We start from the raw sequence: 22,449 nt of genomic DNA, 5'->3' as shown, positions 1-22,449 counted from the left end.
TGAACCGCTTCGCCGCCCGTTTTCTACTCGACGATCATTCCATGCCGGATCGCGTACCGGATGACCTCGGCGTTGTTGGAAAGCCCGAGTTTCTGCATCAGTCGCATCTTGTGCGTACTGATGGTTTTCGCGCTGAGCGCACATGCCTGGGCGATTTCATTGATGCTCCTGCCTGCCGCGAGCATCTGCAGCACCTGGAATTCGCGGTCCGACAGTACTTCATGCGGCGGCACATCGCCGCGCTGTGTTTCGAACACCATTGCATCGACGAGCTTCGGATCGATGAATCGGCCGCCGCCCGCGAGCTTGCGGATCGCCCCGAGCAGCACTTCCGGGTCGCTGTCCTTGGTCAGATATCCCGTTGCCCCCGCACGCAGCGCGCGCGACGCGACCTGAGCCTCGTCGTGAATGCTCAGCACCAGCACGGGCAACGAAGGATGATCGGCCCGTACCCTGCGGATCAGAGCGACGCCGCTGATGCCGGGCATCGTCATGTCGAGCAACAGAAGATCGACTGCGCACGAGCGCAGCTTGTCGATCACTTCCGCTCCTTGCGCCGCTTCGGCCGCCACGACGAGATCGCTCGTGGTCGCGATGATCTGCCTGAGTCCGCCACGGACTATCGCATGATCGTCCGCAATGAGTATCCTGATCATGTTCGAGGTCCGTCACCGAGCGGAATACGAATCGAAACCATCGTGCCCGCACCGGGCGAGCTGTCGATCGATAGCGATCCGCCGATCAGCCGCGCGCGCTCGTTCATGCCGAGCAGGCCATAGGAATAGTCGCGCCTCACCAATTGCGGGTCGAAGCCGCGGCCGTCGTCACGCACCTGCAACAGGAGCTGCGCCGCCGTCGAAGCGAGCGTCACGTCGACACGGGTGGCGTCGGCATGACGCGCGACGTTCGTCAGCGAAGCCTGCGCGATGCGGAACAGGGCCGTCGCGTGGGCATCGGACAGCGCGGGCTCGCCGCCTTCGATGCGCAATTCACATGCAATGGCATGGCGGCGGTTGAACTCGTCGACAAGCCATTCGAGCGCAGACACGATTCCAAAATTGAGCGCAGCGGGCCGCAGGTGGCTCGCGACATTGCGCACCATCGAGATCGTGCCTTCGACCAGTTGGCGCATGTCGTCGGTCTTTTTTGCTGCTTCCGCGTCGTGCGCGATGCGCATCTTCAGCAGAGACACGTCCATCTTGAGCGCGGTCAGCAACTGCCCCAGTTCGTCGTGGATCTCCATCGCAATGCGCTTTCTCTCCTCCTCGCGGATCGCCTCCATGTAGGCTGACAGTTCGCGCTGCTGCTCCCGCGATTCGACGAGCTCCTGTTCCATCTGCTTGCGCCCGGTGATGTCGTTCAGGCCGACATAGATCGCGGGAGAATCGTCGTAAGTCGCGACGCGCGCCGCCACCATCGCCCAGAACCGTGTACCGTCAGCGCGCTGGAACTGCACCTCCGTATTGCGCACGCTGCCGTTCGTGCGCAGATGCCCGATCAGACGCTCGCGCTCGCCCCTCTCCGCGTAGAAATCCGCGATATTGGCGGACGAGCCTTCGCCCATGCCGAAGAGTTCGCGCAGCGGCCGGTTGGTGTACAGGATGTGCCCATCGGGCATCGACGTGATACCCAGCGGCACCGGACTCGTTTCGACGATCGCGCGAAAGCGGGCCTCGCTTGCCTGCAAGTTCGCGTTGGCGCGCGCCAGTTCTTCGGTGCGCAAGGCGACACGCCGCTCGAGATCGTCGCGCGCCTGCGATAGCGCTGCCTCCGTTTGCTTGCGCACGGCCACTTCCGCGAGCAGTTGCCGGTTCTGCGCGAGAGCCTGCTTGTGCATCACCCGCAGCTCGAGGTGCACACCCACGCGCGCGACCATCTCTTCGACGCGCAACGGCTTGGTCACATAATCGACACCGCCTGCGCGAAAGCCTTCGACGCGGTCCTCGTTTTCCATCAGCGAGGTCATGAAGATGACGGCGATATCGCGCGTGCGCTCATCACGCTTGAGACGCCGGCAGGTTTCGAAGCCGTCGATGCCCGGCATCTTCACGTCGAGCAGGATCACATCGGGCTGCGAGAAGGCCGCGCGTTCCAGCGCTTCGATACCGTCGAGCGCCACCAGCACGCGAATGCCGCGCGCCTCGAGACTGTCGACGACCACGCCGAGATTGCCCGGCGTATCGTCGACGATCAGAATCGTGCCCGTACACGCGACCGGAGCGGCGAGATGGCTCATGATGCGGTGTTCCCTTCGAGATACCGCTCAACGAGTTGCAGGATCACGTTCCACTGAAAGGCGCACGCGAGCCGAGGCAATTCGTTCAATGCGTCGAAAACGTCGAACGCCATATATCCCCGTGAGTGCCGCCATTATGGGCGTCCTATTCTGCACTCGATGCCGGAGCCTGGTCTACCGCGCCCTCCCCGGCATTCAAACTTCCGATGAAACGGTGCGCGCCGCGGCCTCACGGCTAGCGTACGCCGATCTGCTCGATGACATTCTGCCGCTCCGACGGATAGCCCATCATGATGCATCAATTCGACCTTGCGTTTCGATGAGTCATCATCGATGAGCAGAACCTGGATCGCATTCAGCGCAAGCTGCAAAACGAGAGTGCGACTTCCTGATTCGCGTGTCAGGAAATCCTGAGTGCCATTCACGCGGAAAGCGCCCGCCGATCGGTGAAAACCCTTAAATGCCGGTTTCCACGCCGGTTCCGTTCAGGAAATCCTGACTGCTGAAACCATCCTTTCCTGAGGCGACATTCCGCCGCCGCCGATTGGACGCATGCACGGGCCGCCATAGCATCGAATCATCTTGCATCGCGGGGGAAGTCATGGGGGGCAACAGATCGCTGCGTTCTCAGGTCGAAAAACTCGTTGGCCCGACGCGGGGCCGAGGGGCGCGCGTGCGTCTGCTGGAACGCTCGCGCTCAGGCGGGACATGCCGGGTGCACATTCAAATCGATTGGCCGACGGGTGCATTTTCTCTCTTCTTTTTTCGCCACGCGGACCGCACATGGCACGTGTTTCCGCCGGACCAGCGCCGTCCGGAAATGGGGATAGGCCGCATGGCGGCCTGATCATTCAGCAAGCCAGGGAAACGCACATGCACGACGACGCTTTGAATCCTCTGCCGCAGGAAGTGATCGAGTTGCGCGCGTGGCTCAGCGACTGGTACGACCATGCGTTCGCCGTGGGCTACGTCCATCCGCCCTTCACGCTCGATGAAGCGACAGCCGATCGGCTCGAAGGCTACTTCAAGGCGGGTCTGACGCCAGCCGAAGGCGCAATCCTGTACTTCGGCGTCGTGCATTGAGAGGTGAGCCTCGACAAACGTCGAAGTCGATCAATGAAACATCACATTGTCGGGCGCTATCGCGGATTCGTCATCGAAGCGCACATGGAGCGGCGCACGATCCGATTGTCCGATGGACTCGCGCTGACGTATTGCGTGACGTGGTCGTTGCATAGCAGCACACGAAAACAGGAATTCACCGGTCAGTTCGCCGACCCCGTCACCTACGAGTCGGAGAGCGTTGCGCTCACGAGCGTTGACCGCGAGGCTCGCGCTGTTATCGATGCGATGCTGGCGAATCAGGGAGCGTTAAAAACTTGGGCGTGGTAACTACGATGCTGGCCCGAACCGACCCTGGCCGCGCGGTCCGCACGCGGCATGGCGGCAGGCTTGCCGGGCCAGCAGATCAACCTCTCGAGCGGGCAGCAGCCTGGGAGTCCAGACGAAAGAACGAAATCGCCTGGTTCAGTTGCCCGCCCTGATCCTCGAGCGATTTCGACGCAGCCGCGGCTTCCTCGACCAGCGCGGCATTCTGCTGCGTCACTTCGTCCATCTGCGTGATCGCCTGATTGACCTGCTCGATCCCGCGGCTCTGTTCGGTCGACGCGGCTGCGATTTCTCCCATGATGTCAGTCACCCGCGCCACGGCCTGCGTCACCTCCGCCATCGTCCTTCCCGCCTCGTTGGCAAGGGACGATCCATCCTGGATCATCTGCACGGACTCATTGATCAGATCCTTGATCTCCTTGGCGGCACTCGACGAGCGCTGGGCGAGGCTGCGCACTTCACTCGCGACCACCGCGAACCCACGTCCCTGCTCGCCTGCACGGGCAGCCTCCACCGCGGCATTCAATGCAAGGATGTTGGTCTGGAAGGCGATCCCTTCGATGATGCCGGTGATATCCGCGATCCGGGTGGAACTCGTCCTGATGTCGCTCATCGTGTCGACCACCTTGCCAACGACCTGATTGCCGCGTCCCGCCACTTCGGATGCGTTGGCCGACAGCGAGCTCGCCTGCTGTGCGTTCTCGGCATTCTGCTTCACTGTCGAGGTCAGCTCTTCCATGCTCGAGGCGGTTTCCTGCAACGACGCGGCCTGCTGTTCCGTGCGCGAGGAAAGATCCACATTGCCCGCCGCGATCTGGCTCGAGCCCGTCACGATATTGTCTGCCGACGTGCGAACCTGGCCGATCAGGCGAACGAGGCTTGTCTGCATCCTGCCCATCGAGGCGAGCACGCTTGCACTCGGCGCAGTGTCCGCCCCCGGCACCGGACTCAGGTCGCCGCCGGCCACGCGCTGGGTCACTTCGACCAGTTCCGCGGGCTCGGCGCCCAGAGCGCGCAGCAGACTGCGCGTGATGACTACGCCTGCGACGACCGCCAGTGCGAGCGCAGTCAGACAGATCACGATCAGCAGGTTGCGCTGGGTCGCGATTTTCTCCCTCGACTCGCGGACCAATTGTCGGGCGCGTTCGTGGGTAAAGTCCGCATATTCGTTGGACGCCTTGATCAAGGCCGAAAGCAGCGGCCTGCACTTGGTATCGATGTCTGCAATCGCCGCGTCGCGCTGATTGTTCACCGCCAGCCTGTCAATTTCCAGGGCCACGGGACGGTAAAGCGCCTCGATTCGCGGAATTTCAGCCGCGAGACGCCGTGCCTCGTCACTCATGTCGGAGGCGCTCGCGACCATGGCATTAAACTTGTCAAGGCTGGCCTCGACTCTGCGTTCCGCGTCGATGACAGCGGCCTTTTCCTGCTCGACATCGGCAGGCGCGGTGACCAGTACCAGATTGCGCACCGCTATCGCTCGATCATCAACGGCGGTGCGAACGGCTTCGGCCATGTCGGCGCGTGCCTTGATGCCACTGATATAGCCGGAAAAGCGCTCGTTCGCGTCGTTCAGTTCCTTCAGCGATAGTCCTGAAATGATCAGCACGACGACGACCAATGCCCCGAAAGCACCCGTAAGCTTTGCCTTCACAGATAGTTTATTCAGAGTCATCTTTTGATCCCACTTTCAACGGATGGGCAAAGTAAAATCGGCGATTGCGTTCGTAATGCCGAAGTCACTCAACGGTATGCGTCCGCGCTTCCAGCCCAATGCGCCTCGCATATTCTTTTACGGCGGCGGACGTAGCGAACTGAAGTACGGATTGGTCCAAAATTCCATCCGCAAACGTTTGCAGAACATTGAATTCTTCTATCGAAACTGATTGTCGTTCGCGGTTTTTATTTCCTGGACAAATAGAAACTGGCGATTATCGTCGACTGTGCGGGCTTGTATGATTTATGTAAAACAGGCGAGATATTCACGAAAGGCTTTTAATTTACGGTTTTCCGTAATTTTTTTATCCGGCCAATCCTTAAACCTCATTTCCTCGACATCGGTTTGACGAGCGCTTCCGTCAGGAAGAGTACCGCCCCGAGCAGCTCCGTCACAGGCTTTACCTGAGCACGCTTCCCGGATCGACTGCGGGCAGATGGCGAATTGACTGCAGTGGTCGTGGCGGCGCGAAGTATCATTCCCCTTGCACAAAGTCGACCGATGATCTGACTTGAGGAGCCGGGCCAATGGGAAGCATCTACGCGCTTGTCGTGGCGGCATTCGCTTTTGTCGGCAGCCACTTTCTCCTGTCTCATCCGCTGCGGGCGGGTATGGTCCACGCAATCGGCGAACGGGGCGCCATGGGCGTCTATTCGCTGGTTGCGATACTGACATTCGCCTGGATGGTCATGGCGTACGACAGGACGCCCGTGTCCGCGCCGCTATGGCCGGCAGGCGACGCGTTGTGGGCAGTCGTGACCGTGCTCATGCTGATCGCGTCGATCCTCCTGATGGGCTCGCTGATCCGCAACCCGGCGTTGCCCACCGCAGGCCGGTCCACCGCGTTTCCCGACGAGGCGCGCGGCGTGTACGCAGTGACGCGTCACCCGATGATGTGGTCGTTCGCGCTTTGGGGACTGTGCCATATCGTCATATTTCCGGTCACCCGGAACATCGTGCTTGCTGGCGCGATCGTCATCCTGGCGCTGGTCGGCGCCGCGTTACAGGACCGCAAGAAGCGGCGGCTTCAGCCCGATCTATGGCCCGCATGGGAATCGAAGACGAGCTATCTGCCGTTCGCCGCGATCGCCGCGGGCCGGGCCCGGCTGGGCGGATTCGGCATGCACGCGCTTCTTGGCGGCGTCGTTGTCTGGCTCGTGGCGACCTGGGCGCATATTCCGCTTACCGGTTGGCCCGCAGGCATCTGGCGCTGGCTGTAGCGGCCGGCGCTCATGCTTGCGACTAGCCGAGCAATCGGCACCGGCGGGCCAATCCGCATGGGCTTGAGCTGCACTTCGTTGAAGTTGGCATCGACCCACACGCCGTCGCGCGGCACGATCGCCATCAGCGGCGTGCCCGGCGCAACGCGCTGGCCCCAAGTCGGCTTCGCGCTGCGTGACGTTTGCCGCGTAGAAGTCGTTGTCCCTTGAAGGCACATTGCCAAGAGAGACTGCTCAGTTCCAAACCGATTGCAGCCGCTCGATACTTTCGCGCGTCTCGCGCTCCAACTGCGCCATCAGTTCGCGCGCGGGCAACGAACGCGCCAGCGGCGCGGCCTGGCCCGCCCATTGTGCGCCGTAGCCGAACTCGCCTTGGGCTTTGGCGGCTGCATTCAGAGCCTTGCCCGCGTCGTAGGCGATCGGATAGGACGGCGTGCGCGGCGCCTGCGGATCCTCGCCGAGCGCGGTGAAGCGATTGACGATGCCGCGCGCGAGACGCCCTGAAATGGCCGAGGTGAACGTCGTGGAGCGCGCCGCATCGCTGAGCAAGGCGCGGCGATAACCGTCGTCGATCGAGGTTTCGGGGCACGCGACGAACGCCGTGCCCAGTTGCGCCGCCTGCGCGCCCAGCGCGAGCGCGGCGGCGATGCCCGCGCCGTCCATGATGCCGCCTGCTGCGATCACGGGCACGTCGCATTCACTGACGAGCAGGCGCGTGAGCGCAAACGTGCCGAGACGTTCGTCGCGTCCGGTCGTGTCGAACACGCCGCGATGACCGCCCGCTTCGATGCCCTGGGCGACGATCGCATCGATGCCCGCCTCGACGGCCGCTGCCGCTTCGTCAAGATTGGTCGCGCTCGCCAGCAAACGCACGCCCGCGTGCTTGAGTTCCGCAATCACCGCATCGGGCGGCAAGCCGAAATGGAAGCTCACGACGGCCGGCTTCTCTTCGAGCAGCATCGCCTGCATCGCTTTATCGGCGACGAAGCTCGTGTAGATCTCGGAGAGCGACGGCGGCGGCGTCGCGCCGTATTGCCGGAAAACCGGTTCGAGCCAGTCGAGCCATGCGCGCTCAACCTCGGCATCGGCGGTGGCCGGGCGATGGCAGAACACGTTGACGTTGAACGGCCTCGTCGTCAGTTCGCGCGTCTGGTGGATCGCGCGGCGGGCGTTCTGCGCATTCATCGCGGCAACGCCAAGCGAGCCGAGGCCGCCCGCGTTGGACACCGCGGCAGCCAGCGCCGGCGTAGTGACGCCCGCCATGGGCGCCTGAATGATCGGCTTCTGGATACCGAGCGAGCGCAGCAAGGCGCGATTGTCAGCTTGAGCGTTCATGTTCCTGTTCCACCCGATGCGTTGGAGAGTTCGATGTGCGTGTCAGCCTGTCAGCCGCCCCCGAGACCGGCGGCGAAGCGCAGCGCGAACGGTGCGTACACATTGTGCACCACGCAGGTCGGCGACATCAGTGCGTAGAGGTTCGAGTGTGGCCTTTTTCCGGTCCACTTTTGCGGCAAAGCTCAGCCTTAAGGAATCGTTCAGCAGATCCTGGTACGCTCCGTTGGCGCTGGCAGGCTGCGTGCGTCAAACTTCGCTGCCTTCTGATTTCTGGCACCTTACTGTTCCCAATCCGTTCGCTCGATCCAATGACCATGCTCAAACATTCACCCACGCCCTCTGACACCACGCGAATCGCGGCCGTCAACGACCGCACCCAGTACGACTCTATCTCGATCCTGTTGCATTGGCTCACGGTGATTCTGGTGCTGGCGCAATTCGCTCTGGCCCATACCTGGGGGTTTGCGCCGAAGCCGACGCGCCATCTGATGATCGTCTCGCACATGTCGTTTGGAATACTGCTGTCGGCCGTGTTGATCACGCGCATCGGGTGGCGTCTGACACCCGGGCATCAAAGCCGCGCGAGCGCCTCGGGGTGGGCCGAGACGGCCGCGAAAGGCGTCCACTATCTGCTGTATGCGCTGCTGGTGGGCGAAGCGGTACTGGGTTTCGTGTTGCGCTGCAGCGGCGATGAATCGATGAGCTTTTTCGGCCTGCTGATCCCCGCGCCGTTCGCGCCGACCGACAAGGCCACGCATCATGCGATTGGCGAGGCTCATGATTTCATCGGCTGGGCCATCATCGTCATCGCGGCGGGGCATGCGGCCGCCGCGCTGTTTCATCACTTCGTCCTGCGCGACGACGTGCTCAGACGCATGCTGCCCGGAGAGCCGGGCGACGCGTAAATCACGTAACGGCAGCTCCGCGACCGTCGATCGACAGACGATCGACGATCGCTTTCACGCCCGGCGTCGAGCGCGCCGCGCCCCATACCACTGCCCTTTCGGCCGCCGAACTGACGCGGCCCGACAGCGTGACCTCGCCGTTCTCGACCTGGACGCCCAGGTGCTTCAGTTCGCGTTCGGTATGGCGCTGGATCGCTTTACGGATGTTGTACTCGATATCGGTCGGCGACGCGCTGCCCGTGATGCGGATGCTGTTCGTCAAACCGGTCACGCCGCGCATGTGGCGAATGTTTTTCTCGGCGATATGGCTGCGGTAAGCGTCGCGCACCTCGCCGCTCAACGTAACCCAGCCGTTCTCGACCTTGACCTTGACCGTGCTTTCCTCGAGACCGGCGATCCAGTCGAGCACGGCCCGCGCGCTCAGCGCGATGTCCTCGTCGGTTCGCCGGTCCGCGTCGCGAAGCGCCACGTCGATATGCATGACGACGGCCACCACACCGGCGATGGCAAGCGCGCATTTCTCGGCGGCGACCTTCTGCGCATAGTTCGGCACCTGACCGCTTAGCGTGACGATGCCGTCGGCCACCGCGACGCCAATCCGGTTCGCTTCGATCGCAGGATTGTTCGCCAGTTCGTCCTCGACTTCCTCATGCAATTGACTGTCCGATTTCATGGTCATTGCCCCTCCGGGAATTCGCATCGACGCGGCAGCGTTTCGACGCAACAGAAAGATCGGCTTGCTTGCGCTCCCGCCTCCCATTCGTTATGACTTCGCGTGAGCACCTTCCTGCAGACTAGCGTGCGAGCACTGCGCGACCGATGATCCAGATCAAAGGCGAGGCGCCCGCATCCGCTGAAATGGTCCCATGCGGCACCTCGTGCCGATGCAATGGAGGAACCATGAAACTGACCTTTCTGGGAGCGAGCGAGACCGTCACGGGTTCAAAGTATCTGCTTGAAGAACCGGGCTTGCGCATCCTCGTCGATTGCGGGCTGTTTCAGGGAGTGAAGAACCTGCGGCTGCGCAACTGGGCGCCCCTTCCCGTACCAGCCGATTCGATCGACGCGGTGATCCTGACTCACGCGCATCTCGACCATAGCGGCTATTTGCCGTTGCTCGCGCGAAACGGCTTTCGCGGCCCCGTCTATTGCACGCCCGGCACCGCCGAGCTGTGCGAGATCATGCTGCGCGACAGCGCGAAGCTGCAGGAAGAGGAAGCGGATTTCGCGAACCGGCACGGCTTCTCGAAGCATCGGCCGGCGCTGCCGCTCTACACGCTCGACGACGCGCAGCGAGCGCTGCATCTGATGACGCCACGGCGCTTCGACACGCCCGTCGAGCTGTCACATGGGCTTTGCTTCCGATTCCTGGCGTCGGGGCACATCCTCGGGGCAGCGAGCGTCGTCATGTGCCGCAATCACAAGGTGCTGGCATTTTCCGGCGACGTGGGCCGCCCCGCCGATCCGATCATGCGTGCGCCCTCGCCGCTTGCGCACGCCGATTATCTCGTCGTCGAATCGACCTACGGCAACCGCCTGCATCCGGATTCGGATCCGCAGGACGAACTCGCAGAGATCTTTAGCCGAACGTTCGCCAAAGGCGGCGTGGTGGTGATGCCGTGTTTCGCAGTCGGACGCGCGCAGGCAATCCTTTACTACATCGCGAAACTCAAGGAGACCGGGCGCATGGCGCACGTGCCCGTGTATCTGGACAGTCCGATGGCGACCAGCGTGACGGACGTGTATCGCAGGCGCATCGCCGAGCATCGGTTGACGATGTCCGACGCCAATGCGATCGACAAGGCCGCGATCATGGTCAGAAGCGTCGACCAGTCGAAGGCGATCGCCTCGCAGAAGGGGCCGATGGTGATCATCGCGGGCAGCGGCATGGCCACCGGCGGGCGCGTGCTGCATCATCTGCGCCTGTACGCGTCCGATCCGCACAATACGATCGCGCTCGTCGGCTATCAGGCGGCGGGCACGCGCGGCGCGGCGCTGGCCGATCACGAGCCGTCCATCAAACTGTTCGGCGAATATGTGCGCGTGCGCGCGAACGTCGTATCGGTCTCGTCGCTCTCCGCGCATGCCGATTACCGCGAACTGCTGAACTGGCTGTCGAGTCTGAGCGACGCGCCCGCCCGTACGTTCGTCACGCACGGCGAACCCGCCGCGGCGGATGCGATGCGGCGGCACATCACGGAGAGGCTCGGCTGGTGTTGCGAGGTGCCCGTTGATGGGCAAAGCGTCGAACTCGCGCAACTCCAGGCTTGTCATTCGACGACCAGATCGTCGACCACCGCGCAAACGCCTGGCGTGCTCCACGCGACACCCCGCGCGACTTTGCGTTCCGCGTAGGAGCCCACCTTGCCCGTCAGCGTGACCGTGCCGTCCTTCACGTCGATTCCGATGTGCCTGATTTCGCGCTCGGCGTGCCGCCGCAGCGCCTCCCCGATGCTCTTCCCGATCTGGTCCGAGGCGACCTTAGGGTGCACCTCGATTGCGTTGGTCACGCCGCGTATGCCGCGCATCTGACCGACGGCGCGCGCGACGACATGGCGCTGGTAGGCCCAGTCGAGCGTGCCCGTCAGCGTGACCCAGCCTTTTTCCACCTGAATCTTCACCGCATCGTCGGGCACCGCGACGCTCCAGTGCAAGATCGCGCGGACCGCGCCGGCTACGTCCTCGTCGCTATGTTGGTCCCGCTGCGGCAGGCGGACCTCCATCTCGACCACGACAGCCTTCACACCCGCCACGCGCTGCGCGGCTCTCTCGGCACCGAGTTTTTCGGCGAGACTCGCCGGATGGCCGGACAGCGTGACCACCCCATTGGCCACCTCCACGCCGATATCGGTCGCGGTGACCGCCGCATCCCATTCGAGCTCCTCCTCGACTTCCTGCTTCAGTTGCCCGTCGGTTTTCATCCCGTGTCTCCTTGCGGTGAATCAATGCGACAGATCGTGGCGCGCACGGCCGCAAAACAGATAAGCAGGCCACGAGCGGGTCCAGCCGGGCGCGCCGTGCTCGGCTCACCATTCCTTCAGCGTAGCCGTGCCCGATGCCGCGTCGTTGATCCACGTCAAGCGCGGATCGCCGATGAGCGCCGCAAACGCGGACCGGCGGGGAGGGTCAATCATCCGCGCGCGTCACCGAACTTGCATCCGGGTCGCGCCGGTGCGCGGGGCCGTCGAGCGTCTGGCGCAATGCTTTCAGCTCGGCGTGCATGCGCGCGATCTCGTCGTTCAGGCGCTTGATATCCCGGTGCATCTCGCGCCGTAACGCCCTCTCCTCCTTGCCGATGAATACGGCGGCGATGCTCGCGAAGACCAGCGACAACATGCCGTAGCCGAGCAGCACGACGAATGCCGCGAATACCCGCGAGGCGGGCGTCGTCGGCGCGATGTCGCCGTAGCCGACGGTCGCGCTGCTTTCGAACGCCAGCCACAGCCCTTCCGCGTACGAATGCACGCGCGGTTCGAGCCAATAAAAGCCGGCGCCGGCCATCGCGAGCACGAGCGCGCCGGCGAGCAGCAACCACATCAGACGGTTCGGCGCGAAAAAGCCTCGTAGCGACAGCACGATGCGCAACGCCACGAGCCCCATGAACGACAGCCTGAGCAACCATTCGACCGGCTGCCAGGGCGGCGTGCCGAAGCCGATGCTGAACGCCGCGCCTAACGCGATCGTCAGGTCGAGCCAGTTGTTCGCGAGCAGCGTCTTCGGCCGCCGGCTCAGATGGGCCAACCAGGTGAACGACAACGCAAAGCCGGCGAATATGCCGAGGTACAGAGTCCGCGAGAGGTTCAGCGCAAACGCGGTCGGCACCGTCAGTTCGGCGTAGAAGGCGGGAATCGCGCAAAAGCTCAGCGCGCAAAGGCCCCAGCGCAGGTGCCGCCATGCGCGCACGGCTCGTGGGCTGTCGTTTGCGCTTACGCCGCCCAATCCGTAGCCGGCGAGGCCGTTGTCGAATATGTGGTCCGTCATCGCGCGAATGGCTTGCGGCAGGTCGGGGTTTCGCGCGGTACCGTCCGGTTCCGCAAACGCCCGCAGGCCGCGCGATCATCTGTTGCAGGCTACCCGACGCCCGGTTGTCCGCCTTGATGCAGATCAGTGCTTGTGAAAGCGTGCTCGATCAGATCGTCAGGCCCTGGTGCAGCACCGCTTGAGCAATGCCGGCCGCCACGCAAAGCACGACGACCGCGAGCGGCGGCACCTTCCAGCGCATCAACAGGAAAAAGCCGATGCACGCAACGGCGAAATCCGCTGGCGACAATACCGCGCTCGTCCATACCGGCGAATAAAGCGCGGCAGCCAATAGGCCCACCACCGCGGCATTGACGCCGGCAAGCGCCGCCGACATCGTTGCGCGCGCGCGCAGCGCCTGCCACCACGGCAATGCCGCGAGCACGAGCAGCAGCCCCGGCAGAAAGATGCCCACGGTCGCCAGCAGCGCGCCGCTCCAATGCCGGGGTGACACGGCCATCATCCAGCCGAGGAACGCCGCGAACGTGAATAGCGGTCCGGGTACCGCCTGAGCCGCGCCGTAGCCCGCAAGGAAATCATTCGGCGCGACCCATCCGGTTGCGACGGTTTCACGCTGCAACAACGGCAGCACCACGTGCCCGCCGCCGAACACGAGCGCGCCCGAGCGATAGAACGCATCGAATACGCGCAGGCCTTGCGAGCCCCCGCTTGCCGCCCATAGCGGCAACGCAAAAAGCAGTGCGCAAAACACCACGAGAGCGGCGATACCGGCCGCGCGCGACACCTGAAAGTCGCCGGCCCGGCGCGCAACGGGACGCGGCGCTTGCGCCGCCGTCGTGCGGCACAGCGCGACACCGAGCAATGCACCCGCCCCTATCACGATCAGTTGAGCGTAGGCGCCGCTCAGCAGACTCAGCAAGGCAAGCGACGCGAGCGCGATCGCCGCGCGGCGGCGATCTGGACACAGACGCCGCGCCATATCCCAGACGGCCTGCGCGACGACGGCCACCGCGACGAGTTTGAGGCCGTGAATCACGCCCGTGCCGGCAGCACCGCTCAGGTCCGGCGCGATCGCGGCAAAGGCCAGCATCACGCATACCGACGGCAGCGTGAAACCGCACCAGGCGGCCAGGCCCCCAGCCCAGCCTGCCCGCAATACTCCGATCGAGAACCCGGCCTGGCTGCTCGCCGGTCCCGGCAGAAATTGGCACAGTCCGATCAGATCGGTGAAGGCTTCGTCGTCGAGCCAGCGCCGGCGCTCGACGAACTCGCGCCGGAAGTAGCCGATGTGTGCGATCGGGCCGCCGAAGCTGGTCAGCCCAAGTTTGAGAAAGACGATGAGAACTTCGAATACGCGCGGGAGCGAGCGGTGCGACGACGGCAGATCAGTATCCATGGATGGGTGCGTTCGAGCGATGCCGGGGCCAACCGTCCGCAGACAGGCGGCGAAAGTTCTTTGACGGGTGTTGTGCTGCACGGCCGTCAGTATAAAGGCCGGACTCGCCGACAATGCGGTGCGCGCTCGCTCGCCCGCGCACCGCTGGGTCTGACAAAATGCTCAGGCAAGAAAACGCGCACTCATCGCCGGCGACTCCACGACGGGCGGGAACACGTCCCACGAACCATTGCCGTGCCGGAAAAATACGATCGTCAGAGGTCCCGAAGAGATCGCGCCTTCGAGGCGGACATAACGCGCCCGCGTGGCCGCCATACGGCCGGTGTGCATCACATGCGCGGGCGTCGTGCGGGTCGGGGCAAGCCATTTGTCGACCAGGGTCCGCAAGGGGATGACGGTGTCGTTCATTGCTGCCTCCTCAGTCGCGCCGGCGTGGCGCCGTGCATTGCGCCGTGCCGTTGAAACTATTATCGGCAACGCCCGGCGTTATCTGAATCAGCGACGGCGGAAACGAGGGTAGTCCGTCGGGGACGATCGTAGGAATCGGCTGACCCCTCATGGACGGACTGGCGACAATCTCACCTGCTCACGCTCTGCAGGAAGAAGTGCTTATGCTGCCGTTCATGGACGCCGAGAAAAGAAGGCGGGACAAGTGACGACATGTTGCCTGACGGTCAATTAACCGGACCCGATTGTGCAACACGTCAGTAATAGCGCCGCTTCCTCGCGGCGGAAGACGGCTCCGCGCGCGGCGCTCGCGCAGCCCGCAGTCAGCACGAAAGCAAGCATCGACACGCGCGCCGACGCGGCGCGCTTCATGGCTGCGCTCCTGCCGCCGCAGCCGCCGGCGCACAGGCGCCCGTCGCGGCCAGTTCGGCGATTTCGGCGGTGATCTCGTCCTGCCGGACGATCCGATAGTCGCGCGTGAGCGCCTGCAACCGGTCCTTCACATGACGGCTCGCCGCCAGCATCGCCGCGACGCGCGCCGCGTTTTCCGCCGCGAACGACTGCATCAGGCCATCGCATAGTTCGAGGTACACGTAGCGCTCGGTAAGGCCCGTCAACAGCTTGTCGAGCGGCAGGTTCAGAAGCGGCGCCTGCCCGCGCGACGGCACCTCGAAGCGCGTGAAGTCGAACGGCACGAGCCGCCGCGTCACGATGCGCTCGTCGAGAACGGGACCGGGCGTCGCGTGCACGAGCCACACCTGAGACGAAGCCTCGTCGCTGAAGCGCGCGAATACCGCATCCGCGACCTGACCGGCCACGCGCACCACATCTTGCGCATGCGCGGCCATCCCCACGGACCAGCCATAGCGCAATGCGCGTTCCTGCGCGAGCATCGTGCCACGCGTGCCGACGATGAAAACCTCGCCCGGCTCGTGCGCCTTCAGCCGTTCGGCGCGCGCGAGCAGATGCTCGTTGAAGCCGCCGACGAAACCCTGCTCGGTGCACACCACGATGAGGATGCGCGCGGCGTTCTCCGGCGGCGCGAAGCGCTCGGCACGCGCCGGCGGCGCAGCGGCGAGCACCATGCCGATCGCCTCGCCGACGGTCGCCGCCGCCGAGCGGATGCCCGCGAGCCGCGCCTGCGCCTCGCGCTCGCGCGCGGCAGCGATGCCGCGCATTGCGCCGATCACCGCGTCAAGCTGCGTCGCCGAAGCGGTGCGGGTTTCGATCTCACTTAGCCGGCTGCTCATCGCGACTCCCTGATGCTTGCGGCGCGTGCGGACCTTCGTGCGTCACCCGTTCGACGAGCGCGCGAATGCGCTCGCTCAGACTGTCGCGCAGCGCGTCGTCGAGCGGCTCGTGCAGCCATGCCGCCGCTGCCGCTTCGCGATGCACGTCGTCCGCCGTGCTGAGCTTGTCGCGCACCCACGTCGTCACCTCGGGCGCGACACCGTCGAACACGCCGGCGGCGAGCGCCGCGAGCAACGCGACCTGATCGGCGGCGCCCAACGCGTCGAAGCGCGGCTGCGTCAGCAGCGCGCGAATCCGTTTGCCTCGCTCGATCTGCGCGGTGACGCGTGCATCGGCGAGACCGCCGAAGCGGCTGAACATTTCGAGCTCGAGAAACTGCGCGTAGTCGAGCCGCAGGCGGCCCGCGACGTCGCGCAGCGCGGCGTACTGCGCCTTGCCGCCCACGCGGCTCACGCTCAGGCCGACGTCCACGGCGGGCCGCTGGTTCGCGGCGAACAGCGCGGCGTCGAGCACGATCTGTCCGTCGGTGATCGAGATCAGGTTGGTCGGAATGTAGGCCGACAGATTGCCGGCGTCCGTCTCGGCGATCGGCAGCGCCGTCAGCGAACCGCCGCCGCGCGCGGGCGACAGTTTCGCCGCGCGTTCCAGCAGCCGCGCGTGCAGATAAAAAATATCGCCGGGATACGCCTCGCGCCCTGGCGGCTCGCGCGTGAGCAGTGCGAGCTCGCGATGGGTCGCCGCATGCTTCGTCAGATCGTCGATCACGATCAGCGCATGCTGGCCGCGATCGCGAAAGAACTCGGCGATCGAGCACCCCGCGAACGGCGCGATCCACTGCAGGCCGGGCGGCGCGGCCGCCGAAGCGACGACGAAGATGCAGCGCTCGAACGCGCCCTGCTCGCGCACGGCATCGATCACGCGCTGCACCGCCGTCGCGCGCTGGCCGACGGCGACATACACGCAGATCACGTCGCTGTGTTTCTGATTGACGATCGCCTCGACGGCGAGCGAGGTCTTGCCCGTCGCGCGATCGCCGATGATCAGCTCACGCTGCCCACGCCCGATCGCGAACAGCGCATCGACGACGAGCACGCCCGTCTGCAACGGCTCGCTCACGAAGTCCCGCTCGATGATCGCGGGCGCCGCGCGCTCGACGGGCAAACGCATGGCGGCCCCGAGCGCCTCGCCGCCATCGAGCGGCCGGCCGAGCGGATCGACGACGCGGCCGAGCAGCGCGTCGCCGACCGGCACGTCGAGCACGCTGCCGGTCCCCGCGACGCGCATGCCCGAGCGCACCGCCTCCCCGCTGTCGAGCAGCACGACGCTCGCGCTCGCCGCGTCGAGCGAATGAATGAAGCCGCGCACGCCGCATTCGATTTCGACGACCTCGTCGAGCGCGGCGTCGGGCAGGCCCGACACGAAAGCAATGCCGTCGGCGATCTGTTCGACCCGGCCCATGCTCGCCGCCCGCGGCTGCGGCGTAACGCGCGCAAGCGCCTCGCGTTTGCGCGCGAGCCACGCGTGGGCGAGGTCAGCGCGCGAGTCCATCGTCGCGAAGCAGTTCGCCGTGGATCTGTTCGAGCTGGTCGCGCCAGCTATTGCGCACGACGCCGTGCCCGCCCGACAGTTCGAGACCGGCGAGCAGCGTCCGGTCGATCCCGGTCTCGAACCGGATCTGCTGGGCGAAGGCGCCCGTGAGCGCGGCTTCGCAAGCGGCGCGCTCCTGCTGCGTCAACTCGCGCGGCGCGCTCAGGCGCAGCGGCACATCCCCGGCCAGCGCGGCGCGCGCGCCCGGCGACAAGCGGCGCACGCCGTCCGCGAGCCCGTCGATGAAGCCGGCGACGCGCAGGTCCTCGGGCGACCGTTCCAGCAACCGGTCGAGCAGCTTGCCCGCGATATCGACGGCCAGCTCGGCGGCGGCCGCCGACGCCGCTTCGGCTTGCGCCGCGCTCTCGCGCTGCCGCTCCGCCGCCGCCTGGGCGCGCAGCCGCCCGGCTTCGTCGCGTGCGGCGTCGAGCAGCGCCGCGTGCTGCGTGCGCGCGTCGGCCTCGATCGTGGCAAACGCCTGCGCGCGCCGCGCGGCGAGCTGCTCGCGTTCGGCTTGCAGCGCATCACGTTCGGCCTGCGCCGCGAGCTTCGCCGCGTTTGCGTCGCCGATCAGCGCATTCGCGCTCGCCTGTCTGTCCGCGATGATCTTCGCGACCGGACGGAACAGAAAACGCGCGAGCAGCCAGATCAGAATCAGTGCGTTGAGCGTCTGCAGCGCCAGCGTCGACCAGTCGATTTTCATCACGCGCCCTACCTGACGAACGGATTGGCGAACAGCAACAGCAGCGCGACGACGAGGCAATAGATCGCCATCGTCTCGATCATCGCGAGCCCGACGAACAGCGTGCGCGACAGCGTGCCCGCCGAGTCGGGCTGGCGCGCGATCGCGTCCATCGCGGCGGCGACCGCGCGGCCCTCGGCGAGCGCTGGCCCGATCGCGCCGAACGACACGGCAAGCGCGGCGGCGGCGATGCTGACGATTTCGATAAGGTTCATGCCTGTCCTTTCTGATTGTCGTGAACGACGGCGCGCGACTCGCCGACGGCGGCGCCGATGAATACCATCGCGAGCACCGCGAAAATGTAGGCCTGCACCGCGCCGGTCAGCAGATCGAGCGCCATCAACGGAATCGGCACCAGCAACCCGGCCAGCGACAGCACGATGCCGACCACGAATACGCCGCTCATCACATTGCCGAACAGGCGCACCACCAGCGAAAACGTGCGCGTGATCTGCTCGACGACGTTCAGCGGGATCATCACCCACGCCGGTTCGGCGAACGTCGCGAGGTAGCCGCGCCAGCCGCGCGAGCGCACGCCGCACACGAGCGTCGCGGCGAGCACGACGAGCGCGAGCGCCGCATCCGTTTCCAGGTGCGCGGTGGGCGGCTCGATGCCCGGAATCAGCGACGACCAGTTCGCGATCAGCACGAACAGGAACAAGGTGCCGATCAGCGCACGATACGGCGCCGGATCGGTTTGCATCGTGTCGCGGATTTGCGTGTCGAGCGTGCCGACCAGCAGTTCGAGCGCGGTCTGCGTACGCGACGGCCGGATGGACAGCTTGCGCGTGAGCCATAGCGAGACGAGCGTCATCGCCGCCATGATCGCCCACGTGACGACCACGGGCGCGGTGATGACGAGCGGACCGGCACGCACGAGCGGCGCGGTGACGAGCGGCGAATGGATCACGGCGCCGCCCTGCGCATGCCGAGCGCGATGCCGCGCGCCCACAGGAAGCCGCCGATGCCGCCGAGCAACGCGAACGCGCCCGCTTTCGCAAGCAGGACGAACAAAGCGGCCGTCAGCGCGAGCCGCGCCAGTTGCAGCGCGAAAGCGTGCATCACGCGGCCTCGCGCGAAATACGCGACGTTCCAGCGCAGCGTCGCGAAGTGAAGCGCACCGCTCAGCAAGCCGACCGCCATTCCCGTGGCGGCAAGCGCGAGCGTGTCGGCGAAGTGAAGCGGGGTGGTGTCAATCACGATCTCTCCTTTCCTGTCGATGCATCCAGCGCCATGCTGACCATAGACCGATGCCCGCGCCGATCATCAGAAGCGGCGCCGCAAAAAATACCCGCGTACCCGCCAGGCGGTCGAGCCAGCGCCCGAGCAGAAGGCAAAGCAGGATCGGCAACACGATCGTCCAGCCGAGAATGCCGATCTGGCCAAGCCGCGCGCCCAGCGATGGCTCCGGGTTCGCACGGCCCGTGCGCGCCCGGCTTGCCGCGCGCTGTGCGGCTTGCGCGACGCGGTCGCCAGCTTCGCCGGGTTCGCCATCGGCCTGACGGTCCGCCTCGCCGGCAGGCGGCCGCGTCGTCATCCCGGTTCTCCATGTGTGGCGCGCGGGCGCAGATAGAGCAGCATCTGACGCACGGCCTGCGCATGCAGACGCGTCTGCTCGACGCGCGCGCGCCGCATCGCGTCGATCTGCGCGGCACGCGCGCGGCGCACGTCCGCTTCGAGCGCTTCGAGCGAGTCGCCCGGTATCGCTTCGCGGCAAGCGAGCGAGACGGCCGTGCCGCGCGATACGATCAGCACGCCGCCATCGACCGCGCAGTAATGCTCGCCGCCGTCCGGCGTGCGCCAGCGCACGACCGACGCGCTCAGCAGCGTGACCATGTCCGCGTGCCCCGCGCGCACGCCGAACGCGCCGCTCTCGTCCTCGGCGCGCAACGACACGACAGGCAGCCCGTCGACCACGACGCGCGCCGGTGTCGCGATCGTCAGAGACAGGCCACGCTGCGGCATCGCAATCTCCTTCTCACGCCACGACGGCGCTTGCACCCGCCGACCTGCCGCGGGCTTCCTTGTCGCGCGCCTCATCGAGCGCGCCGACCATGTACAGCGAGCGCTCCTGCCAATCGTCGCACTCGCCGGCGAGAATCGCCTTGCAGCCGGCGATCGTGTCGGCGAGCGCGACCGCTCGCCCGGGCTGTCCCGAGAACGCTTCGGTGACCGCGAACGGCTGCGTCAGAAAGCGCTGCAAACGACGCGCGCGCTGTACGGCACGGCGATCGTCGAGGCCGAGTTCCTCGATGCCGAGCAACGCGATCACGTCCTGCAACTCGCGCTGATGTTCGAGCACGCGCCGCACCTCGTTGGCGACCGCCGCGTGCTGCGCGCCCACGACGAGCGGATCGAGCAGGACCGACGACGACGCGAGCGGATCGACCGCCGGATACATGCCCTCGGCGGCGAGCGCGCGCGACAGCACGATCATGCTGTCGACGTGCGAGGCGATCGTCGTCACGGCGGGGTCGGTGAAGTCATCGGCGGGTACGTAGACCGCCTCGATCGCGGTGACTGCCGCGTTGCCCACCGACACGATCCGCTCCTGCAGCGCCGCCACCTCGCTCGCGAGCGTCGGCTGATAGCCGACCCGCGACGGCATGCGCCCGAGCAGCCCCGACACTTCCGCCCCTGCCTGCACGAAGCGAAACACGTTGTCCATCAGGAGCAGCACGTTCTGGCCGCGCTCGTCGCGAAAGTACTCGGCGATCGTCAGCGCGGTGAGCGGCACGCGCCAGCGCGCGCCCGGCGGTTCGTTCATCTGTCCGTAGACGAGCACGGCCCGCGGCAGCACGCCCGAGCCGCGCATGTCCGACAGCATTTCGTGCCCCTCGCGGGAACGCTCGCCGACGCCGGCAAACACCGACGTGCCGCCGTAGCGCGCGGCCATCGCGTGAATCAGTTCCATCACGAGTACCGTCTTGCCGACACCTGCGCCGCCGAACATCGCCGCCTTGCCGCCATGCGCGAGCGGCGTCAGCAGGTCGACGATCTTGATGCCGGTCTCGAACAGACGCGTCGCGCCACGCTGCGCCGAGAGCGGTGGCGCGGCGCGATGGATCGGCCGGCGCTCGACGGTGTCGGGAATCGGCTCGCCGCCGTCGCGCATCGCACCGGCGACGTCGAGCAGTCTGCCGAGCACGGCGTCGCCGACCGGCACCTCGATGGGTCCCGCGCCGACCCGTACGGCGGCGCCACGCGCGAGACCCGCGCTCGCCTGCAGCGCCAGCGCGCGCACCGTTCGCTCGCCGGAATGCGACTGCACTTCGGCGAGGATCGGCGTGCCGTCCGGCCGCGCGATCCACAGCGCGGTGGCGACTGGAGGTAACGCGGGTGTGTCGAATTCGACGTCGACCACCGCGCCGCGCACGGCGCACACGCGCCCGCTTGCGGCGAGCGTGGCCGTGGACGGTGCGCAGTGTTGATCGGTTGTGGTCACTGCCGTTGGCACGTAGCGCTCCCCATCTCGGTACTGGTACCCCATCACGATAGCGATACGCACCCGGATAAAAGCTGATCCTGATCAAACATTGCGGGCGACGATCGAGCCCAAGCCGCGCGGCGCGCCTACGCTGTCGATGCACAAGGCAACGTAACCACCCCGCAGCGAGGACGACATGAGAACGGCCCTGATCGTTTCGATTCTGTTGGCGCTCCTTGGCATGTCCGGATGCGAGACCGATTCGGCGCGGGTTGCCGATCACGAACTCGCCGTGGCGTTCGCCGACGTGCTGGATCTGTACAACGCACGCCTCGATCTGACAGCGCAGGCGCTCGCGCTCGCGCGCGGGCATCTGCCATCCGATGCGCCGGTGCTCGCGACACTCGCAAGCTCACGCGCGGCCGTCGCGGAGCTGCATGCCTCGCCGGCGCTGCTCGATTCACCCGCTTCTTTCGAACGCTTCGATGTTGCGCAACGCGAATTGACCGACTCGATTTCGCAGCTGCTGATCGCCTGCGAGGCTGTCCCCCGCCTGAGCGCGAACCCGAAGTTTCGCGCGCTGCAGGCGCGGCTCGCCTCGTCGGCCGGCCGGATCGCCGTCGCGCGCGAGCGGTACGACGAAGCGGCACGGCGCTACAACGCGTCGCGTCAGCGCTTTGCGTTGCATCTCGCGGATGTCATGCATGCGCAGCGTGACAGGCCGGTCTTCACGGTGCCGGACACGACGCCTGTGCACCGTCAGCCACGCACCGATTTCGGCGCGCTGCGCGGTTCGCTGCGGGTTTAGCGCCGGGC

26 protein-coding genes are annotated in these 22,449 nt (G+C 65.8%); 7 read left to right on the top strand and 19 right to left on the bottom strand.

The genetic code is table 11. The annotated features are described in order from the left end of the window. Positions 1 to 23: 23 nt before the first annotated feature. Both LJ655_RS24005 and LJ655_RS24000 read right to left on the bottom strand, forming a co-directional pair. On the bottom strand, positions 24 to 656 hold the full coding sequence (locus LJ655_RS24005; protein ID WP_230563701.1) for a response regulator: 633 nt from the start codon (positions 654 to 656) through the stop codon (positions 24 to 26). Continuing rightward, positions 653 to 2,236 (bottom strand): response regulator, encoded by a 1,584-nt coding sequence (locus LJ655_RS24000; protein WP_230563700.1) that lies wholly within the window; start codon positions 2,234 to 2,236, stop codon positions 653 to 655. Before LJ655_RS24000 ends, LJ655_RS24005 begins: the two co-directional genes overlap by 4 nt. A gap of 601 nt (positions 2,237 to 2,837) precedes the next feature. On the opposite strand from LJ655_RS24000, the gene LJ655_RS23995 reads away from it, so the two are divergent. The 3 genes from LJ655_RS23995 to LJ655_RS23985 are packed head-to-tail and all read left to right on the top strand — an operon-like array spanning position 2,838 to position 3,628. Further along, complete coding sequence (locus tag LJ655_RS23995; protein ID WP_230563699.1) at positions 2,838 to 3,083, top strand: hypothetical protein; 246 nt, start codon at positions 2,838 to 2,840, stop codon at positions 3,081 to 3,083. Between the two features lie 26 nt (positions 3,084 to 3,109). Continuing rightward, a complete protein-coding gene (locus LJ655_RS23990; RefSeq protein WP_230563698.1) occupies positions 3,110 to 3,319 on the top strand; it encodes a hypothetical protein in 210 nt (69 codons plus the stop codon). A gap of 33 nt (positions 3,320 to 3,352) precedes the next feature. Further along, entirely contained in the window at positions 3,353 to 3,628 is a 276-nt protein-coding gene (locus tag LJ655_RS23985; RefSeq protein ID WP_230563697.1) for a hypothetical protein, read from the top strand. A 76-nt stretch (positions 3,629 to 3,704) separates the two neighbouring features. Here LJ655_RS23985 and LJ655_RS23980 read toward each other — a convergent pair whose 3' ends face one another. Next, positions 3,705 to 5,300: a methyl-accepting chemotaxis protein gene (locus LJ655_RS23980; RefSeq protein ID WP_230563696.1), complete on the bottom strand. Its 1,596-nt coding sequence runs from the start codon at positions 5,298 to 5,300 to the stop codon at positions 3,705 to 3,707. A 569-nt stretch (positions 5,301 to 5,869) separates the two neighbouring features. Between LJ655_RS23980 and LJ655_RS23975 the strand changes: the two genes are divergently transcribed. Continuing rightward, complete coding sequence (locus LJ655_RS23975; RefSeq protein ID WP_230563695.1) at positions 5,870 to 6,562, top strand: NnrU family protein; 693 nt, start codon at positions 5,870 to 5,872, stop codon at positions 6,560 to 6,562. 234 nt (positions 6,563 to 6,796) lie between these two features. On the opposite strand, the gene LJ655_RS23965 is transcribed toward LJ655_RS23975, so the two are convergent. Beyond that, positions 6,797 to 7,897 (bottom strand): NAD(P)H-dependent flavin oxidoreductase, encoded by a 1,101-nt coding sequence (locus LJ655_RS23965; protein ID WP_230563694.1) that lies wholly within the window; start codon positions 7,895 to 7,897, stop codon positions 6,797 to 6,799. Positions 7,898 to 8,211: 314 nt separating this feature from the next. Between LJ655_RS23965 and LJ655_RS23960 the strand changes: the two genes are divergently transcribed. Continuing rightward, positions 8,212 to 8,802 (top strand): cytochrome b, encoded by a 591-nt coding sequence (locus tag LJ655_RS23960; protein WP_230563693.1) that lies wholly within the window; start codon positions 8,212 to 8,214, stop codon positions 8,800 to 8,802. 1 nt (position 8,803) lies between these two features. Here the strand turns inward: LJ655_RS23960 and LJ655_RS23955 are convergent, their stop codons facing one another. Further along, entirely contained in the window at positions 8,804 to 9,475 is a 672-nt protein-coding gene (locus LJ655_RS23955) for a BON domain-containing protein (protein ID WP_230563779.1), read from the bottom strand. 227 nt (positions 9,476 to 9,702) lie between these two features. Here LJ655_RS23955 and LJ655_RS23950 point away from each other — a divergent pair, with 227 nt between their 5' ends. Then, positions 9,703 to 11,157: an MBL fold metallo-hydrolase RNA specificity domain-containing protein gene (locus LJ655_RS23950; protein WP_230563692.1), complete on the top strand. Its 1,455-nt coding sequence runs from the start codon at positions 9,703 to 9,705 to the stop codon at positions 11,155 to 11,157. On the opposite strand, the gene LJ655_RS23945 is transcribed toward LJ655_RS23950, so the two are convergent. The 14 genes from LJ655_RS23945 to atpD all read right to left on the bottom strand — a co-directional run bounded on the left by LJ655_RS23945 (position 11,073) and on the right by atpD (position 21,696). Beyond that, a complete protein-coding gene (locus LJ655_RS23945) occupies positions 11,073 to 11,723 on the bottom strand; it encodes a BON domain-containing protein (RefSeq protein ID WP_230563691.1) in 651 nt (216 codons plus the stop codon). The two genes, LJ655_RS23950 and LJ655_RS23945, sit on opposite strands and share 85 nt — an antisense overlap. A 205-nt stretch (positions 11,724 to 11,928) precedes the next feature. Next, positions 11,929 to 12,783, bottom strand: coding sequence for a potassium channel family protein (locus tag LJ655_RS23940; protein WP_230563690.1), 855 nt, complete (start codon positions 12,781 to 12,783; stop codon positions 11,929 to 11,931). Between the two features lie 148 nt (positions 12,784 to 12,931). After that, positions 12,932 to 14,179, bottom strand: a complete 1,248-nt coding sequence (gene chrA, locus LJ655_RS23935; RefSeq protein WP_230563689.1) for a chromate efflux transporter — start codon at positions 14,177 to 14,179, stop codon at positions 12,932 to 12,934. Between the two features lie 162 nt (positions 14,180 to 14,341). Beyond that, positions 14,342 to 14,587, bottom strand: a complete 246-nt coding sequence (locus LJ655_RS23930; protein WP_230563688.1) for a hypothetical protein — start codon at positions 14,585 to 14,587, stop codon at positions 14,342 to 14,344. A gap of 270 nt (positions 14,588 to 14,857) precedes the next feature. Next, positions 14,858 to 14,998, bottom strand: a complete 141-nt coding sequence (locus LJ655_RS23925) for a hypothetical protein (RefSeq protein ID WP_230563687.1) — start codon at positions 14,996 to 14,998, stop codon at positions 14,858 to 14,860. Continuing rightward, positions 14,995 to 15,876: a F0F1 ATP synthase subunit gamma gene (locus tag LJ655_RS23920; protein ID WP_230563686.1), complete on the bottom strand. Its 882-nt coding sequence runs from the start codon at positions 15,874 to 15,876 to the stop codon at positions 14,995 to 14,997. The genes LJ655_RS23925 and LJ655_RS23920 overlap by 4 nt, the downstream gene beginning before the upstream one ends. Beyond that, positions 15,857 to 17,425, bottom strand: coding sequence for a F0F1 ATP synthase subunit alpha (locus tag LJ655_RS23915; RefSeq protein ID WP_230563685.1), 1,569 nt, complete (start codon positions 17,423 to 17,425; stop codon positions 15,857 to 15,859). Before LJ655_RS23915 ends, LJ655_RS23920 begins: the two co-directional genes overlap by 20 nt. Further along, positions 17,409 to 18,167 (bottom strand): F0F1 ATP synthase subunit B, encoded by a 759-nt coding sequence (locus LJ655_RS23910; RefSeq protein ID WP_230563684.1) that lies wholly within the window; start codon positions 18,165 to 18,167, stop codon positions 17,409 to 17,411. Before LJ655_RS23910 ends, LJ655_RS23915 begins: the two co-directional genes overlap by 17 nt. An 8-nt stretch (positions 18,168 to 18,175) precedes the next feature. Further along, positions 18,176 to 18,421, bottom strand: a complete 246-nt coding sequence (locus LJ655_RS23905) for a F0F1 ATP synthase subunit C (RefSeq protein WP_230563683.1) — start codon at positions 18,419 to 18,421, stop codon at positions 18,176 to 18,178. After that, positions 18,418 to 19,116 (bottom strand): F0F1 ATP synthase subunit A, encoded by a 699-nt coding sequence (locus tag LJ655_RS23900; RefSeq protein ID WP_230563682.1) that lies wholly within the window; start codon positions 19,114 to 19,116, stop codon positions 18,418 to 18,420. The genes LJ655_RS23905 and LJ655_RS23900 overlap by 4 nt, the downstream gene beginning before the upstream one ends. Beyond that, positions 19,113 to 19,406: an ATP synthase subunit I gene (locus tag LJ655_RS23895; protein ID WP_425605835.1), complete on the bottom strand. Its 294-nt coding sequence runs from the start codon at positions 19,404 to 19,406 to the stop codon at positions 19,113 to 19,115. The genes LJ655_RS23900 and LJ655_RS23895 overlap by 4 nt, the downstream gene beginning before the upstream one ends. After that, on the bottom strand, positions 19,399 to 19,743 hold the full coding sequence (locus tag LJ655_RS23890; RefSeq protein WP_425605834.1) for an AtpZ/AtpI family protein: 345 nt from the start codon (positions 19,741 to 19,743) through the stop codon (positions 19,399 to 19,401). The genes LJ655_RS23895 and LJ655_RS23890 overlap by 8 nt, the downstream gene beginning before the upstream one ends. Further along, positions 19,740 to 20,171 (bottom strand): F0F1 ATP synthase subunit epsilon, encoded by a 432-nt coding sequence (locus tag LJ655_RS23885; protein ID WP_230563681.1) that lies wholly within the window; start codon positions 20,169 to 20,171, stop codon positions 19,740 to 19,742. Before LJ655_RS23885 ends, LJ655_RS23890 begins: the two co-directional genes overlap by 4 nt. Positions 20,172 to 20,184: 13 nt before the next feature. Next, the gene (gene atpD, locus LJ655_RS23880; protein ID WP_230563777.1) at positions 20,185 to 21,696 is read right to left on the bottom strand and encodes a F0F1 ATP synthase subunit beta; all 1,512 of its coding nucleotides are present in this window, start codon (positions 21,694 to 21,696) and stop codon (positions 20,185 to 20,187) included. Between the two features lie 133 nt (positions 21,697 to 21,829). On the opposite strand from atpD, the gene LJ655_RS23875 reads away from it, so the two are divergent. Next, a complete protein-coding gene (locus LJ655_RS23875) occupies positions 21,830 to 22,441 on the top strand; it encodes a LemA family protein (protein WP_230563680.1) in 612 nt (203 codons plus the stop codon). Positions 22,442 to 22,449: the final 8 nt, after the last annotated feature.

The organism is Paraburkholderia translucens (assembly GCF_020881035.1).
GTDB lineage: Bacteria > Pseudomonadota > Gammaproteobacteria > Burkholderiales > Burkholderiaceae > Paraburkholderia > Paraburkholderia translucens.
This window is presented reverse-complemented; position numbering and strand designations above follow the sequence as displayed.

Bases quoted from the DNA above. Each gene is read 5' to 3' on its own strand.
- LJ655_RS23945 (WP_230563691.1), bottom strand. From the start codon at position 11,723: ATGAAAACCGACGGGCAACTGAAGCAGGAAGTCGAGGAGGAGCTCGAA.
- LJ655_RS23930 (WP_230563688.1), bottom strand. From the start codon at position 14,587: ATGAACGACACCGTCATCCCCTTGCGGACCCTGGTCGACAAATGGCTT.
- LJ655_RS24000 (WP_230563700.1), bottom strand. From the start codon at position 2,236: ATGAGCCATCTCGCCGCTCCGGTCGCGTGTACGGGCACGATTCTGATC.
- chrA (WP_230563689.1), bottom strand. From the start codon at position 14,179: ATGGATACTGATCTGCCGTCGTCGCACCGCTCGCTCCCGCGCGTATTC.
- LJ655_RS24005 (WP_230563701.1), bottom strand. From the start codon at position 656: ATGATCAGGATACTCATTGCGGACGATCATGCGATAGTCCGTGGCGGA.
- LJ655_RS23875 (WP_230563680.1), top strand. From the start codon at position 21,830: ATGAGAACGGCCCTGATCGTTTCGATTCTGTTGGCGCTCCTTGGCATG.
- LJ655_RS23940 (WP_230563690.1), bottom strand. From the start codon at position 12,783: ATGACGGACCACATATTCGACAACGGCCTCGCCGGCTACGGATTGGGC.
- LJ655_RS23965 (WP_230563694.1), bottom strand. From the start codon at position 7,897: ATGAACGCTCAAGCTGACAATCGCGCCTTGCTGCGCTCGCTCGGTATC.
- LJ655_RS23950 (WP_230563692.1), top strand. From the start codon at position 9,703: ATGAAACTGACCTTTCTGGGAGCGAGCGAGACCGTCACGGGTTCAAAG.
- LJ655_RS23885 (WP_230563681.1), bottom strand. From the start codon at position 20,171: ATGCCGCAGCGTGGCCTGTCTCTGACGATCGCGACACCGGCGCGCGTC.
- LJ655_RS23920 (WP_230563686.1), bottom strand. From the start codon at position 15,876: ATGAGCAGCCGGCTAAGTGAGATCGAAACCCGCACCGCTTCGGCGACG.
- LJ655_RS23925 (WP_230563687.1), bottom strand. From the start codon at position 14,998: ATGAAGCGCGCCGCGTCGGCGCGCGTGTCGATGCTTGCTTTCGTGCTG.
- atpD (WP_230563777.1), bottom strand. From the start codon at position 21,696: ATGGGGTACCAGTACCGAGATGGGGAGCGCTACGTGCCAACGGCAGTG.
- LJ655_RS23975 (WP_230563695.1), top strand. From the start codon at position 5,870: ATGGGAAGCATCTACGCGCTTGTCGTGGCGGCATTCGCTTTTGTCGGC.
- LJ655_RS23995 (WP_230563699.1), top strand. From the start codon at position 2,838: ATGGGGGGCAACAGATCGCTGCGTTCTCAGGTCGAAAAACTCGTTGGC.
- LJ655_RS23960 (WP_230563693.1), top strand. From the start codon at position 8,212: ATGCTCAAACATTCACCCACGCCCTCTGACACCACGCGAATCGCGGCC.
- LJ655_RS23980 (WP_230563696.1), bottom strand. From the start codon at position 5,300: ATGACTCTGAATAAACTATCTGTGAAGGCAAAGCTTACGGGTGCTTTC.
- LJ655_RS23990 (WP_230563698.1), top strand. From the start codon at position 3,110: ATGCACGACGACGCTTTGAATCCTCTGCCGCAGGAAGTGATCGAGTTG.
- LJ655_RS23985 (WP_230563697.1), top strand. From the start codon at position 3,353: ATGAAACATCACATTGTCGGGCGCTATCGCGGATTCGTCATCGAAGCG.
- LJ655_RS23955 (WP_230563779.1), bottom strand. From the start codon at position 9,475: ATGAAATCGGACAGTCAATTGCATGAGGAAGTCGAGGACGAACTGGCG.
- LJ655_RS23910 (WP_230563684.1), bottom strand. From the start codon at position 18,167: ATGAAAATCGACTGGTCGACGCTGGCGCTGCAGACGCTCAACGCACTG.
- LJ655_RS23915 (WP_230563685.1), bottom strand. From the start codon at position 17,425: ATGGACTCGCGCGCTGACCTCGCCCACGCGTGGCTCGCGCGCAAACGC.
- LJ655_RS23890 (WP_425605834.1), bottom strand. From the start codon at position 19,743: ATGACGACGCGGCCGCCTGCCGGCGAGGCGGACCGTCAGGCCGATGGC.
- LJ655_RS23905 (WP_230563683.1), bottom strand. From the start codon at position 18,421: ATGAACCTTATCGAAATCGTCAGCATCGCCGCCGCCGCGCTTGCCGTG.